This window comes from Mycobacterium sp. NPDC050041, assembly GCF_049541695.1.
Taxonomy (GTDB): Bacteria; Actinomycetota; Actinomycetes; order Mycobacteriales; family Mycobacteriaceae; genus Mycobacterium.
In genome coordinates this window covers 614178-628604 of sequence record NZ_JBMVDG010000002.1, presented here as the reverse complement: position 1 = coordinate 628604, position 14427 = coordinate 614178, and the positions used below count along the sequence as shown (strand labels likewise).

The window sequence follows — 14427 nt, the reverse complement described above, 5'->3', positions numbered from 1 at the left end:
CTTTCCCGGCGGCCGATCGGGTGAAACGTTGAGAACCGGGCCCGCAGGGAATAGAAAGGACACCTACCTCAGAGGAGTGCGATGAAGCTCATCTCGCCGACCGATTCGATGTTCCTGCTCGTCGAATCCCGCGAGCACCCCATGCATGTCGGCGGCCTGCAGTTGTTCGAACCGCCGGACGGCGTCTCGGGCCCGGATTTCCTGCGCGAGATGCATCAGCAGATGGTCGAGCACACCGAGTTCCACCCGACCTTCCGCAAGCACCCGGGGACGCTGCTCGGCGGCATCGCCAATCTCGCATGGGCCGAGGACGACGAGGTGGACCTCGACTACCACCTTCGGCGGTCGGCGCTGCCCTCACCCGGCCGGGTGCGTGACCTGCTCGAGTTGACGTCGCGACTGCACGGCACCCTGCTCGACCGGCACCGGCCACTGTGGGAGGCCCACCTCATCGAGGGCCTCAACGACAACCGGTTCGCGGTCTACGTCAAGTTCCATCACGCGCTGATCGACGGGGTGTCGGCGCTGAAGCTCACGCAGCGCACGCTGTCCACCGATCCCGACGACCCCGAGCTGAGGGTGCCGTGGCACCTGCCACGCAAGGAGCGCAAGGCCGAGCCGGAACAGTCGTCGTCGTCTCCGCTGCAGGCGCTCAGTCGCCGGCTGGGATCGGTTGCGGCGCTGGCGCCCTCGACGCTGTCGCTGGCCCGCTCGGCGCTCCTCGAGCAGCAGCTGCAACTGCCGTACGGCGCTCCGCGGACGATGTTCAACGTGCCGATCGGCGGCGCCCGGCGGGTCGCGGCGCAGTCCTGGGCGATGGAGCGGCTGCGTGCGGTGAAGTCGGCAGCGGGCGTCACGGTCAACGACGTGGTGCTCGCGATGAGCGCCGGCGCGCTGCGCGCCTACCTGCAGGAGCAGGACGCGCTGCCCGACGCACCGCTGATCGCCATGGTCCCGGTGAGTCTGCGCACCGAGGAGGAGGCCGACACGGGCGGCAACATGACAGGTGTGGTGCTGTGCAACCTCGCCACCGACACGGCCGACGCCGCCAAGCGGCTCGAGATCATCAGCACGTCGATGCGCAACAACAAGAAGGTCTTCACGCAGTTGCCACGCGTGCAGCAGTTGGCGTTGTCGGCGACGATGATCGCTCCGCTCGGTCTGGGCGCCGTGCCGGGATTCGTGTCGGCCGCGCCGCCGCCGTTCAACATCGTCATCTCCAATGTGCCGGGCGCCAGGGAGCCGCTGTACTGGCGTGGCGCCCGCCTCGACGGCAACTACCCGCTGTCGATCGCGCTGGACGGCCAGGCGGTGAACATCACGGTGGCGAACAACGCCGACAACCTGGACTTCGGGCTGGTGGGCGCCAGAGGCAGCGTGCCGCATCTGCAGCGTCTGCTCGGCCACCTCGAGGACTCGCTCAAGGATCTGGAGCGCGCGACCGGCGTCTGAGCCTCAGGCGTCGGCCAGTGCCTGCTTGGCGGCGTTGTAACCGGGAACGAAGGTGATGCCGGGGCCGCCGTGGCAGCCGGCGCTGCCCAGGTAGAGACCCTGAACCGGAAGCGGTTGGTCGACATGGCCTTTCGGGCCCGGGCGGTTGGGGCCCAGTTGTTCGGGGTGGACCAGGCCGTGACAGTAGTCGCCGCCGGGGGCGCCGAACATGGTGCCCATGTGCTTGGGGGTGAAGGTGGTGTGCCGGATGATGCGGGACTCGAAGTCCGGGGCGATGCGGCTGATCTTCTCGATCACCCGCCTGCCCATCTCGGTCTTCATCTCGCCGTAGCTCGACTCCCCCTGCTCTACCGGGAACCACAGCGAGAACGCCGACGCGGCGTGCTTCCCGGCAGGCGCCAGGGTGGGGTCGTTGACCGAGGGGATCTGCAGCGCGATCGACGGGTCGGCGGGCACGACGCCCCGGCGGCAGTCCTCCCACTGCTGCTGCAGTTCCTCCGGGGTGCTGAAGATGCCGATGTTGGACTGCATGGCGGGGTCGTTGAGCATCTCGTAGGGCGCGGCGAATTCCGGTGTGCCGTCGAGGGCGAAGTGCATCTGCAGGTAGCTGCCGCGGTGGTCGACGCGGCCGTAGCGGGCGCGGATGTCGGCCGGTATCGCGGCGGGGTCCAGCAGTCGGGTCACCGTGAGGTCGGGTGCGACGGCGGAGACGACCACCGGGGCACTCAGCCGCGTGCCGTCCTCGAGGCGCACCCCGGCGGCCCGCCCGTCGGTCACCAGGATCTCGGCGACCTCGGCGCGGAGCCTCAATTCGCCGCCGGCGGAGGTGAACACGTCCTGTAGGTGTGAGGTGAGCGCGCCGATGCCGCCGCGCAGTTTCTTGACCAGCAGGGTGTTCTCGTCGGGCACGGCGAAGCCGTACGCGAGCGCCGCGGCGGTGCCGGGCGTGGCGGGCCCGCGGTAGGTGGTGTTGACGGCCAGCAGTGCCAGCATCCCCCGCAGCGCGCCGTGCTTCTCGCGGTCGGGCAGGTAGCGGTCGAGCACGTCGGTGACCGAGCCGAACAACAGGTCGGTGATCGTCGAGCGCTCGAATTCGTTGGTGGCACAGGCGTACATCTCGTCGAGCGTCTTCGGGGGTCGGCCGGCCTCGAACCGCCCGAGCGCGCGGGTCGGGGCCTGACTCCAGGCCATCAGGCCCGCCATGCCGTTGACCGCCTCGGCACCGTGCACCTCGTTGAGGTGGGTGAGCAGTCGCACCGGGTCGGTGTAGTAGACGACGGGGTCGTCGCCGATGCCGCGCAGCGACACCGACATCACGTCGAGATCGACGGTCGGCAGCGCGTCGAGACCGAGTTCGCGGCTCACCGTGGCGGCGGTCGGGATCTGCACCGAGCCGGCGATCTCGAACCGGTAGCCGTCGAAAAGCTCGACGGTGGAGGCCATTCCGCCGGCGTAGCGTTTGGCCTCCAGGCACACGGTACGCAGGCCTGCGCGCTGCAGCAGCACCGCAGCGGTCAGTCCGTTGTGGCCCGCGCCGACGACGATCGCGTCATGATCCGCCATCGGCTGAGGCTGACACGGTGACGCATGTTTTGTCAATATTGACGAAACTTCTGCGCCGCCTCGCTGTTTTTGCGCTCAGGGCTGCGATCGGCGCGGCGCCACGACCCCCGACGCAAAAACGCGAGAGCCGTCAGTCGATGATGCCGCCGCGCAGCGACTCCAACGCGGCGCGAGACAGCCGGGCCAGCTCCGGGAGTGACCGCGGCTCGCTGAGCATCCACATCTCCATCGCCCCGAACACCGCGGCGGCGATGCAGCGGGCCGTGACGGTAAGGCGCAGCCGCTGGTCGGCGTCCGCGGGCGGCGGGCGATCGCGGGCCAGGTGTTCCTCGACGGCTTCCGCGAAGTCCGCCTCGACCTGGCGGATGTGCCGCACGATGCGGCCCGGGTCGAGCTCCTCGGACCGCAGCGCGGCGATCTTGGCGACGGCGTCGACGTCGTAGGGCGCCGCGAGGATCGCCGAATGCACGGAGTCGACCAGTGATTCGTCGGCGGAGCGGTCGGCCAGCGCGGCGCGGAACCACTGCAGCCCGGCGTCGTAGTCGGCGAACAGTAGATCGTGTTTCGACGCGAAGTGCCGGTAGAACGTCCGCAGCGACACCCCGGCGTCGGCGGCGATCTGTTCGGCAGAGGTGTCCTCGACGCCTTGGGCGAGGAAGCGCACGAGCGCGGCCTGGCGCAGCGCGTCGCGGGTGCGTTCGCTGCGGATGGTCTGAGCCGGCCGGGCCATGCCGGTAACGTACCCGCCGCCGAGTGCCCGCCGGCCGCGGTCAGCCGGTCGGCGTGAGCAGGGCGATCGACGCGTCGACGGCCTCGTCGGTGACGTCGCTCATCCGGCCGCCGTCCTCGACGGTGATGGCGGTGAGTTCGCGCAGCCCGCCGAGCAGCATGATGACCCGCTGGCGCGACACCGGGCCGATGCCTGCGGCGCGGAAACGGTCGGTGGCGCCGAGCGCCTGCACCATGTCGACGAAGTTGTCCATCACGTCGCGCTGCAACCGGCGTGCGGACGCGCCGAGCGAGGGCATGTCGCGGATCCAGCTCAGCATCAGCGCCGGGCGCGATTCCGCGGAGGCGATCCACGCCACGATGGCCTGACGCACCTGGTGCTGCCAGGGGGCGGTCGGGTCGACGGCGGCCGAGATGCTGCGGATGTGCTCGTCGTTGGCGGCGGTGAGCAGCGCGACGAAGCAGGCCTCGCGGTCCTCGAAGTGTTCGTAGAAGGTGCGGCGCGAGGTACGGGCACGGCGCACGATGCCGGCGATGGTGGTCTTCTGGTATCCGTCCTCGGCGATGGACGCCTCGAGCGCATCGAGCAACCGCTGCCGGAAGCCGCCGCCGTCCTGCCGGCCGCCGTGCCGATCGGCGATCACTGCCTGTCCTTCGCGTCCGCCCCTGCTGAGTGGCCAGGGCCGGGATCGAACCGGCGACCTTCCGCTTTTCAGGCGGACGCTCGTACCAACTGAGCTACCTGGCCGGAAGGCACCGGCCTGACGACCGGTATGCCTCGCCGTGATGGCGACCCTGACGGGACTCGAACCCGCGACCTCCGCCGTGACAGGGCGGCGCGCTAACCAACTGCGCCACAGGGCCTTGCTGTAGTGCCACATCGACGTCGCCGCCGGTGCGTCGTACCCCCTACGGGATTCGAACCCGCGCTACCGCCTTGAAAGGGCGGCGTCCTAGGCCGCTAAACGAAGGGGGCCAAGCCGAATCTCTTCGGGGTACTCACAACGTCTCCGTTGGGAGCCTCGATAGCTTAGATTACCGGCTCCCGAATCCTCAAATGGGGTCCGGCAGGCCGCCCGGTATTGTGTTTCACCGCGCCCCTATAGCTCAGTTGGTAGAGCTACGGACTTTTAATCCGCAGGTCCCAGGTTCGAGCCCTGGTGGGGGCACCACAATCGGATCGACCTCGGCGTCAGCCGTCGCAGCAGTCGTCCCGGCATGCCCCGCCGTCGGCCTCGATCGGTTGCGCACAGCATGTTTCACCGCGCCACGCGTTGACGCCCTCCCTGATCGCGATGGCGGCGATCGCCAGGCCCGCGATCGGGTCGGCCCAGGACCAGCCGAAGGCACTGTTGAGCACCAGTCCGATCAACAGCACCGCCGACAGGTAGGTGCACAGCAGCGTCTGCTTCGAGTCGGCGACCGCGGACAGCGAGCCGAGTTCGCGACCTGCCCGGCGTTGCGCGTACGACAGCACGGGCATGACGATCAGGCTCAGCGCGGCGAGCACGATCCCCACCGTCGAGTGCCGCGCCTCACCGGCGCCCAGCAGCGCCCGCACCGCGTCGACGGTCACATATGCCGCCAGGCCGAAGAACGAGAAGGCGATGATGCGCAGCGCGACCTTCTCGCGGGCCTCTGGATCGCGGCCGGCGAACTGCCAGGCCACCGCGGCAGCCGAGGACACTTCGATCACCGAGTCGAGCCCGAAGCCGACGAGCGCGGTCGACGACACCCGGGCGCCCTCGGTGGTCGCCACGACCGCTTCGATGACGTTGTACGAGATCGTCGCGGCGACGAACAGGCGGATGCGCCGGGACAGCAGATCGCGCCGCGCGTCGGTGAGCCGGGACGCCATCAGCCGCAACCACATTCGCACTCGCGGCCGTCCGCGCCGGAACACCGGCAGTCAGGGTCGACGGCCAACACCAGACCCATCAGGTCGGTCAACGCATGCCCGATGCGGGGATCGGCCAGTTCGTAGCGCGCGCGACGACCTTCGGATACCGCCACCACCAGTCCGCACCCGCGCAGGCAGGCCAGGTGATTCGACAGGATCTGCCTCGACACCCCGATCGCATCGGCCAGGTCGGACGGGTACCCGGGCGCCCGGCTCAGACGCAGCAGGATGCGCGTTCGCGTGGCGTCGGAGAGGGCGTGACCGAACCGGGCGAGCGCATCGGTGTGCTGCAGGGTCTCCACCTCGGCGACGATACAGCGCTTTCTGTACTCACGCCCTGTCTAGGACGCGTCGCGCCAATGGGAGCGCACGGACTTCACGAAGAGCACGATCCCGATCACCGCGATGCCGGCGAAGACACACGTGAGCACCATGTTCGTCGTCTCACCGCTGAAGCAGGTGCCGCCGCGGGTCCCACTGCCGCACGAGTAGGCGTCGTTCGGTTCGTCCCTCGCGAGCCACTTGTAGCCGAACACCCCGGCGAGCACCACGAACGCGACGATCCCCACCGACGCCAGGACGGCATTGAGCCAGAAGCCGGCTTTGGTCACGGGCTTACGCTAAACCTCGCACCCGGCACGTCAGGCGCTGCGTGCGCCCGCGATGTCGTCGGCCAGCGGTGCGACCGCACCGATGATCTGCCCGACGATCGGTGCGGGCACCCCGGCCGCATCCAGGCTCTCGGTCAGGTGTCCGGCCACCAGGTTGAAGTGGTGCATGGTGATGCCGCGACCCTGATGGACCTGTCGCATCGGCGCGCCGGTGTAGGGCTCGGGCCCGCCGAGGGCGGCGGCGAAGAACTCCACCTGCTTGCCCCGCAACCGCGACATGTTCGTCCCCGTGAAGAACGGAGCCAGGTCCGGGTCGGCCAGAACCCGGTCGTAGAAGTCGGCGACGACGCCTTCCAGCGCCTCGGCACCGCCGATCTGCTCGTAGATGCTCATCGACCGAGGGAATCACGGTGGCGTTTCAGTTCCGTTGCCGCTGTGTCGCTCTGGGGCTACGAAGCGCTCACCGCGGCGTCAGTCGCCGCCCCTGCCGTTGCGCTTGGGCTTCTTGCCCGGCTTCTCGATCGGCGGGCCCTGCTCCACGGGCGGCGGAGCCACCGTGGTGGTGGGCGGCGTCGTCGTCGGCGGTGTCGTCGTGGGTCTCGTGGTGACCGGCGTGCTGGTGGTGGCGGGCTGGGGCGGCGGACTGGACGACGTCGCCGCTTCGAACACCGCGAGCATCACCGCGAGCAGGATCGCCGCGACCGCCGCGCCGATCCACAGCTTCCTGCGATTCGGGCCCGAGCGGCGCGGCGGCGGCACGGCGACCATCGAGGGTGGCGGCACCGGGGTGTCGAGTACCCGGGTGCCCATCGGCCCAGGCGGTCCCGGCGCAGCCACGGGCACGGTACCGGCGAGCGCCGCGCGCATCGCGCGGGCGTTGTGGAAGCGCAGCCCAGGATCGCGGGCCATCGCGCGTTCGATCACCGCGGCGAGCACCGGGTCGACGTCGGGCCGCAGCGCCCGCAGCGGCGGCGGCTGCTCGTCCATGATCGCGCGGGCCAACGCGCCGGGATGCTCCGGCAGGAACGGCCGCCTGCCGGCGAGCGCCTCGTAGCCCACCACGCCGACCGCGTAGAGATCGTCAGAGGGTGTGGCCGGGTGTCCCATCAACCGGTCCGGGCTCAGATAGGCCATCGTGCCGACGATCTGGCCGGTCATCGTCACGCCGGCCTCCGCGGTCTTCGCGATGCCGAAGTCGGTGACCTTGGCATCGCCCGACGGCGTGAACAGGATGTTGCCCGGCTTGATGTCGCGGTGCAGGACGCCTGCGTCGTGTGCGGCGGTCAGTGCGTCGAGGACGTCGTCGACGACTTTGTGCGCTATCGGCACCGGCAGCGGGCCGCGCGCGATCTGATCGGCGAGCGAGAACCCGGAGAGCCGCTCCATCACGATGAACGGGATGCCGTTGTGTTCGCCGCTGTCATGCACGGCGACGATGTGCGGGTGGTTCAGGCCCGCGGCCGAGCGGGCCTCGGCCTCGAATCGGGTCCGGGTCTCGGGCTGCGACCCGAGCGCGGGGTGGATCAGCTTGATGGCGACCGCACGATTCAGACGGGTGTCCCAGCCGTCACGCACTTCGGCCATGCCGCCCCGACCCAGGACGCCTCTCAGCTCGTAGCGGCCGCCCAGGATCTCGGGGGCCGTCATGGGATCAACCTAGCGCGGCACCGGCTATTTGCCGAAAGTGTCAGACCACGGGGCAGTAATGCGTCGACTTTCCGCGGCAGTCCGCCGGCGGCAGGTTGCGGGCGGGGGTGTGCACCAGCGGCGCGTCGGCCGGAATGCGTCCCCTGACCCGGTCCAGGCCTGCGCGGGCCCGCGGATGCATCCGGCGCCGCTCGGGCACGAGCCGGAACACCGTGCCCACCGCCTGCCCGAGCCGCCGGTGCCACCACTCGTCGCGGGCCGACCACGTGTAGCCCATGAGGTCGCGCACCGGTGGGTCGTACAGGCCGACGGTGAACCAGACGAAGAACGGCGCCAACATCTTTCGCTGCAGCCGCCACATCCAGTCCGGCATCGCCGCCGCGAACGGCGGCTTGGGCAGATCGGTGAGGTCGAGCACCGCACGCGCGGCGTAGTTGTTCTCCAGCACGTTGCGGCACATGTGGTCCCAATAGACCTGGAAGTCCTCCCAGGTCGCCGGGACCGGCCGCATGCTCATGCCGTACATGCGATACCACTCGACGTGTTCGTCGAACAGTTGGCGCTTCTCCGCCTCGGTGATCCCGCCGCACAAGCGTTCGGCGACGATCAGCGTGCCCACGAAGAAGGTCGAGTGCGCCCAGTAGAAGACGTCGGGGTTCAGGGCGTGGTAGCGGCGGCCCTGGCCGTCGACGCCCTTGATGTCGGTGTGATAGTCGCGGACCTCGGCTCCCGTGGTCGGCGCGCGGTCGCCGTCGAACACCACGCCGCCGATCGGGTACAGCGAGCGCAGCAGCCGCTGCCACCGCTCACGGAAGAACGTCGAGTGCTCCTCGACCGCGGCGCCCAGCTGGGGGTGCATGTTCTGCATCGAGCCGGCCCACGGCCCCTGCAGCAGTCCCCGCCAGTCGCCGAAGTACTTCCACGTCAGGGAGTCGGGGCCGAGCGGCGCGGGCGGGGCGTCGTAGCCGCCGGGCGCCACCGGGCAGCCGGTGGCCAGCGGCGATTCGCTGGTCAGCGGACTGGCCGCAGAAGTATCTTGAGTCACTGATATCAGTCCCATCGACGCCAGTAGCCATTCTGACTACGAGTGTTGTCACATCGAGCTTAGGGAGTGATGTGCCCTCCGGTCAACGACGCGGCCGCTGGTCGGGCGTTCCGCTGCAGGATCGCCAGGTGCTGCGCCGCGACGAACTGGTCACCGCGGGGGTGAAACTGCTCGGCAACGCGGCCGGGCCCGCACTGACCGTCCGGGCGGTGTGCCGGGAGGCCGGCCTGACCGAGCGCTACTTCTACGAGAGCTTCGGCGACCGCGACGAGTACGTCCGCGCGGTCTACGACGACGTCTGCGCCCGCGCGATGGCCGCCCTGACGAGCGCGGAGACGCCGCGCGACGCCGTCGAACAGTTCGTCGCGCTGATGGTCGACGACCCCGCACGCGGTCGCGTGCTATTGCTCGCCCCCGAATCGGAACCGGTTCTCGTCCAGTCCGGCGCGGAATGGATGCCCAGCTTCATCGACCTGCTGCAGCGCAAGCTGACCCGGATCACCGATCCTGCGCTGCAGGCGATGGTCGCAACCGGGCTGATCGGGGCGCTGACGGCGCTCTTCACCGCGTACCTCGACGGCAGGCTCAAGGCCTCCCGCGAGCAGTTCATCGACTACTGCGTCGACATGCTGCTCAGCCGGGTGGCCGACTACTGAGAACTGCCCGCTTCGGTGGGTACCCGAGCGGGAGTGACGCCGGAAACGCGGCGCGGCGGGTGGGCGACACCCGGTGCGGGCCAACTTGATGTCACCGGAGTACACAGATATATTGAGTGCAACCATCAGGTACAGATAACCGGAGGGGCCCATGGCGATCGACCTGACCGACCTGCACTTGCTCAAAGAGCTCGAGCCGGTCGTCGAGGCGAACCTCAACAGGCACTTGCGCATGCGCAAGGACTGGAATCCGCACGACTACATCCCGTGGTCGGACGGCAAGAACTACTACGCGCTGGGCGGACAGGACTGGGATCCCGAGCAGTCCAAACTGTCCGAGGTCGCCCAGACCGCGATGGTGCAGAACCTGCTCACCGAGGACAACCTGCCCAGTTATCACCGTGAGATCGCGATGAACTTCGGCATGGACGGCGCCTGGGGCCAGTGGGTCAACCGCTGGACCGCCGAGGAGAACCGGCATGGGATCGCGCTGCGCGACTACCTCGTCGTCACCCGCGCCATCGACCCCATCCAGCTCGAGGAACTGCGCGTCGAGCAGATGACCCGCGGCTTCTCCCCCGGCCAGAACGCCCAGGGCGACATGTTCGCCCACAGCCTCTTCGACTCCGTCATCTACGTGACGTTCCAGGAGCTGGCCACCCGCGTCTCGCACCGCAACACCGGGAAGGCCTGCAACGAGCCGATCGCCGATCAGCTGCTGGCGCGGGTCTCGGCCGACGAGAACCTGCACATGATCTTCTACCGCGATGTCAGCGAGGCCGGTCTCGCGATCGCGCCGAACCAGGCGATGAAGTCGCTGCACCGCGTGCTGCGCAACTTCAAGATGCCCGGCTTCACCGTGCCGGAGTTCCGGCGCAAGGCCGTCATCATCGCCGTCGGCGGCGTCTACGACCCGCGCATCCACCTCGAGGACGTGGTGATGCCGGTGCTGAAGAAGTGGCGGATCTTCGAGCGCGAGGACTTCACCGGCGAGGCTGCGCGGATGCGCGACGACCTCGGCGTGCTCATCGAGGAACTCGAGGAGGCCTGCGTCAAGTTCGAGCTCGCCAAGGAGAAGCGCCTCGAACGGGAACGCAAGATGGCGGAGAAGCGCAACTCGAAGGTGCTCGCCTCATCAGCGTCCTGACCGCACACCGCGCGCCGGCCCGATCTGCACTTCAGATCGGGCCGTTCGCGCTGTCCAGCCCCGTCGTGCTGGCCCCGATGGCCGGTGTGACGAACGTCGCGTTCCGGACGTTGTGCCGCGAGCTCGAGATCGCCCGCGCAGGCACGGTCAGCGGGCTGTACGTGTGCGAGATGGTGACCGCGAGGGCGCTCGTGGAGCGGCATCCCGTCACCCTGCACATGACCGCCTTCGCGCCGGACGAGTCGCCGCGGTCGCTGCAGCTCTACGCCGTCGACCCGGACACCACCTATGCGGCGGCGCGGATGATCGCCGACGAGGGCATGGCCGACCACATCGACATGAACTTCGGCTGCCCGGTGCCGAAGGTGACCCGCCGGGGCGGCGGCGCCGCGCTGCCCTACAAGCGCCGGCTGTTCGGCAGGATCGTGGCCGCCGCGGTACGCGCCGTCGAGGGCTCGGGGATCCCGGTGACCGTCAAGTTCCGGATCGGCATCGACGACGAGCATCACACCCACCTCGACGCGGGCCGCATCGCCGCGGAGGAGGGTGCGGCCGCCGTGGCACTGCACGCCCGCACCGCCGCGCAGCGGTACTCCGGTACTGCGGACTGGTCGCAGATCGCCGCGCTGAAACAGCACGTCACCACGGTTCCGGTGCTCGGCAACGGCGACATCTTCGACGCCGACGACGCGCTGGCGATGATGTCGTCCACCGGCTGCGACGGCGTCGTCATCGGCCGCGGCTGCCTGGGCAGGCCGTGGCTGTTCGCGGAACTGTCCGCGGCGTTCGCCGGCCGCGAGATCCCGGTGCCGCCGACGCTGGGCGAGGTGGCCGCGATCGTCCGGCGTCACGGCGAGCTGCTCGCCGACCACTTCGGTGAGGACAAGGGCATGCGCGACATCCGCAAGCACGTCGCCTGGTACCTGCACGGCCTGCCCGCCGGAGCCGAGCTGCGACGAGGTCTGGCGCTGGTGAAGACGCTGGCCGATCTGGACCGGCTGCTCGACGAACTCGATCCCGACGTCCCGTTCCCGGCCGAGGCGACCGGCCCCCGCGGCCGGCAGGGCTCGCCCGCATCGGTGACGCTGCCGGAGGGCTGGCTGGCCGACCCCGACGACTGCACCGTCCCCACCGGTGCGGACGTCATGCATTCGGGCGGCTGAGCAGGGCTCGAAGGGGCGCGCGAGGCGGCGACGTAGCACGTTCGTGACAATTCGAGACGAACCTGTCACCCGCTCCGACTGGCTCACTCACAGGTTGTCTCAGTACGATGTGGGTCTTGCTGTGATGGCTCCGGTGGCGGAGCCGATCTCGATGCTGCTACGAAACATGTGGCATTGCACAAGCCCGCCGAGCGCCGACGCGCCTGCGGGTCCACGGAGTCGGAGGCCGATGAGGACATGAGTGACGGCGACAACGCCACTCCTGGCCGTCGGCGAGCACCGGACCCGGGCCCGGATCACGACGCGGACAACCAATGGCTTACCCGAACTCCTCGGCGATCCTTCGGTGCCGCGCCGTGGGAGCGCAGCGATCGGCACCCCATCGCGCCCACGCCTGTTGACGAGCAGGCCGACGAGCCGCCCGACGAGCCCGGCGGTAGCCACACCGATGGCGGCCTGACCGTCGCCGACCTCATCGCCAAGATGGCGGAGGAGAGCGGCGGCCGGCCCGGACGGAAGCGGCGCCGCCTCGAAGAGCCCGAGCCCGAGCGCGATGCCCCGCCCGCTCCGCCGACCGAGATCATCGACGCGGTGCCGCCGGCCGAGCCGCCCGCGCCACCCACGGAGATCATCGACGCCGTCCCGGCCGAGGCCTACGAGCAGTACGAGGACTACGAGTCCTATCAGCCCTACGACGGCTACGAGTCGGTGGCGGCCGACGGTGCCGCCCGTCCGTCGGACGCGGACCGGCAGGACACCGAGATCATCCCGTCGGTGCCGTCCGCATTCGACGACGACATCCCCGTCCTCACCTCGTCGCGGGTGCCGCCGTCGCGGATAGGTCGGCGGTCGGCGGGCGCGGCGGATGACGAACCGCGGCGTCGCAGGCGGGTGATGCTGGCGGGCCGCACCGCCGCCGCGCTGCTTGCGGCCTTCGCGCTGGTGCTCACCGGCGGCGCGTGGCAGTGGCAGTCGTCGAAGAACAACAGCATGAACAAGGTGTCGGCGCTGGACCGCGATTCGCGCGACATCATCGACGCCAACGCGCAGTTCGGCGACGAGAACTTCCTGATCGTCGGCGTGGACAGCCGGATCGGCGAGAACAGCGACATGGGCGCAGGCGACACCGAGGACGCGGCGGGCGCCCGCTCGGACACCGTGATGCTGGTCAACATCCCGGCCAACCGGAAGCGGGTCGTCGCGGTGTCGTTCCCGCGTGACCTGTCCATCGAGCCGATGCAGTGCGAGCCGTGGAATCCCGAGACCGGCGCCTACGGACCCATCACCGACGAGAATTCGCCGATGTACGGGCTCGAGGAGGCGTGGACGGAGACCAAGCTGAACTCCGCATACGCCGTCGGCGGTCCGAAGTGCCTGGTCAAGGTCATTCAGAAGCTGTCCGGGCTGTCGGTGAACCGGTTCATGGCCGTCGACTTCGCCGGCTTCTCCAAGATGGTCGACGCGATCGGCGGCGTCGAGGTGTGCAGCACCACCCCGATCGAGGACTACGAATTGGGCACGGTGCTGCCCAACGCCGGACGCCAGATGATCGACGGGCACACCGCGCTGAACTACGTGCGGGCCCGCCAGGTCACCACCGAGATCAACGGCGACTACGGCCGCATCAAGCGCCAGCAGCTGTTCCTGTCGTCGCTGTTGCGCTCGCTGATCAGCAAGGAGGTGTTCTTCTCGCTGAACAAGCTGAACGACGTGGTCAACAAGTTCATCGACGACACCTACGTCGACAACATCGGCACCCGGGAACTCGTCGACCTCGGCCAGTCGATCCAGGGTGTGTCCGCCGGGCGGATCAGCTTCGTCACCGTTCCCACCGTCGGCTACGCCGACGACTACGGCAACGAGGTGCCGCGCGAAGAGGACATGGACGCCCTGTTCGACTCGATCATCAACGACAACCCGTTGCCCGGCGAGAAGAACGCTGACAACACCCCCGTGCCGGGCACCCCGGAATCGGCCACCGCGACCCCGGAGTCCACCACCACTCAGGCGCCCGAGCCGGCGCCGGCGGCGGGCTCGGGCGAACTGGTCAACGCGGTCACCACGGACCCCGCGCAGATCACCGTCCAGGTGTCGAACTCGACCGGCCAGACCGGGCTCGGCGCCACCGCGGCCGACGAACTGCAGGCACACGGGTTCAAGGTCACCACCCCCGACGACTACCCCGACTCGCTGTCCGCGACGACGGTGTTCTTCGCACCGGGCAACGAGCAGGCGGCGGCCACCGTCGCGTCGTCGTTCGCCAACGCCACCGTCGAACAGGTCTCCGGCCTCGGTGACACCGTTCAGGTGGTGCTCGGCTCGGACTTCAACACCGTGGGCGCCCCGACGCCGAGCGGGTCGCCTGTGCAGGTCCAGGTGGTGCGGGCGACGAGCACCGCCCCGTCACACCTGCCCGACGATCTCTCGGTCACCAACGCCGCGGACACCACCTGCGAATAACGGCTGCGCGAATCGGCCATCGCCAACGTCGCGGTAATTGTCATTCACCTGTCG

The 14427-nt window shown here is 69.2% G+C and carries 14 protein-coding genes and 4 tRNA genes; 6 read left to right on the top strand and 12 right to left on the bottom strand.

Going from position 1 to position 14427, the window contains the following annotated elements; genetic code table 11:
• The first annotated feature begins 81 nt into the window (after positions 1–81).
• The gene (locus ACPCHZ_RS08360; protein WP_423484300.1) at positions 82–1452 is read left to right on the top strand and encodes a WS/DGAT/MGAT family O-acyltransferase; all 1371 of its coding nucleotides are present in this window, start codon (positions 82–84) and stop codon (positions 1450–1452) included.
• 3 nt (positions 1453–1455) lie between these two features.
• Here the strand turns inward: ACPCHZ_RS08360 and ACPCHZ_RS08355 are convergent, their stop codons facing one another.
• The 6 genes from ACPCHZ_RS08355 to ACPCHZ_RS08330 all read right to left on the bottom strand — a co-directional run bounded on the left by ACPCHZ_RS08355 (position 1456) and on the right by ACPCHZ_RS08330 (position 4720).
• Positions 1456–3015 (bottom strand): phytoene desaturase family protein, encoded by a 1560-nt coding sequence (locus ACPCHZ_RS08355; protein ID WP_423484299.1) that lies wholly within the window; start codon positions 3013–3015, stop codon positions 1456–1458.
• A gap of 130 nt (positions 3016–3145) precedes the next feature.
• Positions 3146–3745, bottom strand: coding sequence for a TetR/AcrR family transcriptional regulator (locus ACPCHZ_RS08350; RefSeq protein WP_423484298.1), 600 nt, complete (start codon positions 3743–3745; stop codon positions 3146–3148).
• A 40-nt stretch (positions 3746–3785) separates the two neighbouring features.
• Complete coding sequence (locus ACPCHZ_RS08345) at positions 3786–4388, bottom strand: TetR/AcrR family transcriptional regulator (protein WP_364975509.1); 603 nt, start codon at positions 4386–4388, stop codon at positions 3786–3788.
• Between the two features lie 30 nt (positions 4389–4418).
• A tRNA-Phe gene (locus ACPCHZ_RS08340) sits at positions 4419–4492 on the bottom strand.
• Positions 4493–4531: 39 nt separating this feature from the next.
• Positions 4532–4608, bottom strand: a tRNA-Asp gene (locus ACPCHZ_RS08335).
• 39 nt (positions 4609–4647) lie between these two features.
• Positions 4648–4720: transfer RNA gene (locus tag ACPCHZ_RS08330), tRNA-Glu, on the bottom strand.
• A gap of 120 nt (positions 4721–4840) precedes the next feature.
• On the opposite strand from ACPCHZ_RS08330, the gene ACPCHZ_RS08325 reads away from it, so the two are divergent.
• Positions 4841–4916, top strand: a tRNA-Lys gene (locus ACPCHZ_RS08325).
• Between the two features lie 20 nt (positions 4917–4936).
• On the opposite strand, the gene ACPCHZ_RS08320 is transcribed toward ACPCHZ_RS08325, so the two are convergent.
• From ACPCHZ_RS08320 to ACPCHZ_RS08295, 6 genes are all read right to left on the bottom strand, one after another.
• The gene (locus tag ACPCHZ_RS08320; RefSeq protein WP_423484297.1) at positions 4937–5602 is read right to left on the bottom strand and encodes a cation transporter; all 666 of its coding nucleotides are present in this window, start codon (positions 5600–5602) and stop codon (positions 4937–4939) included.
• Complete coding sequence (locus tag ACPCHZ_RS08315; RefSeq protein WP_423484296.1) at positions 5602–5946, bottom strand: ArsR/SmtB family transcription factor; 345 nt, start codon at positions 5944–5946, stop codon at positions 5602–5604. The genes ACPCHZ_RS08320 and ACPCHZ_RS08315 overlap by 1 nt, the downstream gene beginning before the upstream one ends.
• Positions 5947–5985: 39 nt before the next feature.
• Entirely contained in the window at positions 5986–6255 is a 270-nt protein-coding gene (locus tag ACPCHZ_RS08310) for a hypothetical protein (protein ID WP_423484295.1), read from the bottom strand.
• Between the two features lie 30 nt (positions 6256–6285).
• A complete protein-coding gene (locus tag ACPCHZ_RS08305; protein ID WP_423484294.1) occupies positions 6286–6648 on the bottom strand; it encodes a group I truncated hemoglobin in 363 nt (120 codons plus the stop codon).
• Between the two features lie 78 nt (positions 6649–6726).
• Positions 6727–7902: a serine/threonine-protein kinase gene (locus tag ACPCHZ_RS08300; RefSeq protein ID WP_423484293.1), complete on the bottom strand. Its 1176-nt coding sequence runs from the start codon at positions 7900–7902 to the stop codon at positions 6727–6729.
• A 40-nt stretch (positions 7903–7942) separates the two neighbouring features.
• Positions 7943–8947 carry an oxygenase MpaB family protein gene (locus tag ACPCHZ_RS08295; protein WP_423484683.1) on the bottom strand — a complete coding sequence of 335 codons (1005 nt, stop codon included), beginning with the start codon at positions 8945–8947 and terminating at the stop codon, positions 7943–7945.
• 71 nt (positions 8948–9018) lie between these two features.
• Between ACPCHZ_RS08295 and ACPCHZ_RS08290 the strand changes: the two genes are divergently transcribed.
• The 4 genes from ACPCHZ_RS08290 (at position 9019) to ACPCHZ_RS08275 (ending at position 14373) form a co-directional block, all read left to right on the top strand.
• The gene (locus tag ACPCHZ_RS08290) at positions 9019–9603 is read left to right on the top strand and encodes a TetR/AcrR family transcriptional regulator (protein WP_423484292.1); all 585 of its coding nucleotides are present in this window, start codon (positions 9019–9021) and stop codon (positions 9601–9603) included.
• Between the two features lie 151 nt (positions 9604–9754).
• On the top strand, positions 9755–10750 hold the full coding sequence (locus tag ACPCHZ_RS08285) for an acyl-ACP desaturase (RefSeq protein WP_364975531.1): 996 nt from the start codon (positions 9755–9757) through the stop codon (positions 10748–10750).
• Positions 10747–11913 (top strand): tRNA dihydrouridine synthase DusB, encoded by a 1167-nt coding sequence (gene dusB, locus ACPCHZ_RS08280; protein WP_423484682.1) that lies wholly within the window; start codon positions 10747–10749, stop codon positions 11911–11913. Before ACPCHZ_RS08285 ends, dusB begins: the two co-directional genes overlap by 4 nt.
• A gap of 237 nt (positions 11914–12150) precedes the next feature.
• A complete protein-coding gene (locus tag ACPCHZ_RS08275; protein WP_423484291.1) occupies positions 12151–14373 on the top strand; it encodes an LCP family protein in 2223 nt (740 codons plus the stop codon).
• The last annotated feature ends 54 nt before the right edge of the window (positions 14374–14427 follow it).